At 40.3% G+C, this 4,096-nt stretch carries 3 protein-coding genes; 1 reads left to right on the top strand and 2 read right to left on the bottom strand.

The window, feature by feature from the left end:
- Positions 1-716: 716 nt before the first annotated feature.
- On the bottom strand, positions 717-1,136 hold the full coding sequence (locus R7D93_RS25005) for a hypothetical protein (protein ID WP_025789263.1): 420 nt from the start codon (positions 1,134-1,136) through the stop codon (positions 717-719).
- Positions 1,126-2,133 (bottom strand): hypothetical protein, encoded by a 1,008-nt coding sequence (locus R7D93_RS25000; RefSeq protein ID WP_025789264.1) that lies wholly within the window; start codon positions 2,131-2,133, stop codon positions 1,126-1,128. Before R7D93_RS25000 ends, R7D93_RS25005 begins: the two co-directional genes overlap by 11 nt.
- 1,277 nt (positions 2,134-3,410) lie before the next feature.
- Here R7D93_RS25000 and mobC point away from each other — a divergent pair.
- Positions 3,411-4,096, top strand: a 686-nt coding sequence (gene mobC / locus R7D93_RS24995) for a MobC family replication-relaxation protein (protein ID WP_276428512.1), incomplete at its 3' end; no start/stop codon positions are given.

The raw sequence follows: 4,096 nt of genomic DNA, 5'->3' as shown, positions 1-4,096 counted from the left end.
AAAAAGCTGTTAGAGAACCACTTCAACAAAATTGAATACATAAGGTTCAAAGAATCGAAGCACCCATTCGAGTATTATCGTTCAAACCTTTACCGAATCTTCACATTAGAAGAGGTAAAGACCTTACAAGAAACAAGAGACCAAAAGCGGTGAATAAGGTTGTCGCAAGACTCCCCAAATCAGCCCTTTCGGCTGCGCCGACCCCTACCCATTTCAACTCTAAACTTGAGTGATTTGGGTATCATCTATGGTCGCTTTCCGTGGAGTTTTGTCTCTTACCCTTTCGGGCTGCCCTGCGCTGTGTGTAAAGCTTTCGCCCCCGTTCCAGTCACACAACACTAATCAGTTATTCCTTTTCCGCTTGTCCCCTCTAGCAGCTACAAGGGGCGGTGTTATCGAGCTTTACGCTTAGTTCTGATTAGTGCCTTTACCTCTCACCTTTGGAACATCCCTTGGTCGGTGAGTGATGCGCGTCGTTCTGTCCAAAACATCTTGATTCCAAACAGAGTGCAGAAATACTCTTGAAGTGCTTACTTGATATGGTCTATCATGGAAGGACTTACACAACGATTTGGTCATCATTTGTGAGTATTCCGAAAAAACCACTCCGGCAAGAGTGGTTTTTTCACATCTGGGGATAGAGATTAATCCTAAAATCGTTAGATCTCAATGATCAATGCAAAGATCTTTGTTGCATACTCTTCTCAAATTTTTGTTTAATCAGCCCTATGGTATATATCTTTATCAAGAGATATATAAAATGATGTTCTTATCTTTTCTGTAGTAATTAAAAAGTAACCACTATCAACAAGGTGTTTCTTTATTGCATCTTTTCCAATCGTTCCAAAAACAACCCCAATGACAAATAGAAAACAAGGAATGTAAGTTCCTAAATATTTACTCCACTCTTTAGGTAATTCAGGACGCTTATTAAAACAAATACAAACAAACCCTATTATACTTAAAAACCAAAACCATGATAAAAAAGGAACTATAGAAAAAACGGAGGTTAACGCTATAGATTCTGGATGATATATATAAACATCCAGTATTGGGCTTATCGCATCAAATAATAAGAAAGGCATCCCGATTAATACAAGAGGGACTCCTAAAAAAATCAGAATTCTATTTAGCATTTGTGGCCTCTTTTAAGCCATTTATTATGTTTTCTTCTATCTTGTTTTCATCCCAAATATTAGAAATAATTACATCAACACCAACCCAAACCATCGCACCAACCACCATAGGAATGGCAACTCCAAGAGCGACCGTCAAGCAAATAATCCCACCGACAACTGCACCAGTGGCTAAAAGCTTAAACAAATCACTTCCCATACTACCGCACCAATCAACTAAATGATAATCATCATTAAACATCAATTCATTAGTATTGATTGTTGCCGATATAATTAAACTTAAAACAGCCCCTTTCTTAAATCCATTTAATGTATCTTCAGCTAAAACACCCAACTGCTTAATTGTAGGGTTTGTAATTCTATATGGATAATTTTTTTTGATATTTAATCCATTAACAACAGCATAATACTTCTTAGGGTCATTCCAGAGACTGGATATTATTACTCGTTCTATTCCCTGAGCATCAATATATTGTTTAACTGTAATACCAAAGCCACCTAAAGCTTTTGATATTTTTGCCGCAGTAATAATACCTATGCCCATATCTATTTTTGAATGAATGTCATCTAATAGTTTCAGAGTTTCACTTCCAATCGTTTCCCCTTCTTCATTTTTTTGATGCCAGATATTCATCGCACACTTTGCGGCATCATCAACAGAGAAAATACAAACTTGTGTATGTCTACCTTCTAAGTATTCTTTCAAATCGTCTTGTAGATCTTTGTTCCATTCTGGCTCTGTTAGATCGTAGGCCTGTAACGCTGCCGCGTTACGTTCTGCAGTAGCACGCACACGATTTTTTTCCCAACGAGCGTAATCTTCTTGGGTATACGTCAATTCAGCTTGACGCTCTCGACGTTGGCGGGCAGCTCGCTCCCTTACTGTTTCTTCTCGAGCTTGCGGTTTTCTTAATGACTCTTCTTCATGGAGTGGCTTATAACCTCCACCAGAAGAACTCAACGGTTTTTTCTTTCTATCCAAAAAATTGTGTGGCATCAGTTCACCTAACCTCAATTAACGTGATGACATCATAACGACACTTAAAGGTGCGTAATATTGGTCATATGTTAAATAGGCAACTTCACTATCAAAAACACCACTTAGAAGCCCCTCAAACGCTCTAGGCACGATTTCAGACTGAAATCCGGCACATTACCCACCAAAAAACATTTGAAAGTTTGTGACACTTTGAGAGCGATTTACATAGCAATCTAACTAACTTCTAAACTCACTCAGAAACACCTCTGAAATGCTCGTTTTTCACATGTTCAACCTGCAACTAGGCATCTATCATTATCCAAAAATAAAAATGCCTAGTTGGCTCAAACCGCACAAACGGTCATTTGCCGCGTCACAACAATCATTCGAATTAAACTCACATTCACTGAACCAAAGAGTAACTCTTGTTACTTCAAAACTTGGCTCAAATGACAGCAAACTAACAGCGTGAGATCTTAAGATCATAGAGAAAAATGAAACACGCTAACTTGTGTCGAGATTTACGAAAAGAAAGGACGAAAAGCATGAACTTCAAAAAACGTTACATGACCATAATATTGCTCGCATTAGGATTAGGAAGTACTCAAAAAGCGCCTATCAACGAATTAACACTGAACCTTGAGTTACAACATAACTGCTTAGTTTGTTTGTCCTGGTGAAACTAAGCGAAGCGTTTTTACCAAGACAAACGAACCGGCAACGAGCAGCGCGAGGCGACAGTTCGAACAGCGAAACAAAGTGAGTTAGTGAGCCATGTTTTTTTCTGGCTCAATCGCCCAAGCGCCCCCTTGCGGGGTTCAATTGCTAGTCAGAAAAAAATGCGAAGTGTCCAACGTAGCATCGAGAAAACAGGTGAGCCCCCGAACCTTTTTCTCGACAGGGGGAGCCGAACCAAACGCCCGTTCCCGAACGAAAAGGCGAGCAGTTCCCAAACTGCGTTTTGGTTTGGGGGCTTGCCCCAAAATCCGTTGAGCAGGCGAGACCAAGTCCGTATAACGATGTAAAAACGAGACTCTTTGGACTTGTCCAAAAAGGGCGACATTTTTCACGCTCTATAGGGGCTTGGTCTCGCGGAGCGAGGCGGATTTTGCTTTAAATTAGAATTTGAATTGTAGGGGCGTCCAGCCCCGAAGATTTACATTCTAATTCATTGAAAAAGCACGCTTTTTCAATATTCGCCCTTTGGCGAAACTTCTTGTTATTGTTTGGATTTCATCGGTGTCTGCGGTCGGGTGCTATACTCCCCCGATGATAGACACCGATGGCAGAGGCCGATGAACACACAATATCTGATCCAAGATAAAACCGAACGTTACCAACGAAATGCAGACAACATGCAATGCGTCATACAATTTTTAATACAAGAAACGTACTCCACAATCACCAACTTAATGGTGCTTTTGAATTATCAAAAAAGGCAGCCTCTCGATCGTTTACTGGCAAAACTAAAAGGCTTAGACCTCATCAAAAAGTACGAACTAAAAACGCCAAGAGGGAAGCTTGCATTGTGGGGAGTGACCGACTTAGGCCTTGCGCAAAACCAACAGAAAAGTAATGGCAGAGAGAAGAGTTTTGTACCGTACCGAGTCACGGCCAAGAATGCAGAACATAAAATGAAAGTACAGTTTGTGCAGCTCCAGCTACAAAAAAATGGATGGCGTGATTGGGAAAATGGTAAGCATGAAGATGTACGCAAAAAATATCAGGTAGCACACAAACCGGATGGCTTGGTGAAAAGTCCTTCGGGAGCAAAGATTGCACTCGAACTGATGCAAACAATTCAAACGCCATCACGCTACAGGACCATTTTTAAAGAGCACATACAGGCAAAAAAAGAGGGGTACTGGCATGCAGTCTTTTTCATCGTTGAGAGTAACGAAATGAAAAAGCTGTTAGAGAACCACTTCAACAAAATTGAATACATAAGGTTCAAAGAATCGAAGCACCCATTCGAGTATTA

It is taken from the genome of Vibrio sp. YT-15 (genome assembly GCF_033337445.1).
Classification (GTDB): domain Bacteria; phylum Pseudomonadota; class Gammaproteobacteria; order Enterobacterales; family Vibrionaceae; genus Vibrio; species Vibrio alginolyticus.
Note: the sequence above shows the minus strand (reverse complement) of the source record. Positions and strands in the feature narration are given on the sequence as shown.

Bases quoted from the DNA above. Each gene is read 5' to 3' on its own strand.
- R7D93_RS25005 (WP_025789263.1), bottom strand. From the start codon at position 1,136: ATGCTAAATAGAATTCTGATTTTTTTAGGAGTCCCTCTTGTATTAATC.
- R7D93_RS25000 (WP_025789264.1), bottom strand. From the start codon at position 2,133: ATGCCACACAATTTTTTGGATAGAAAGAAAAAACCGTTGAGTTCTTCT.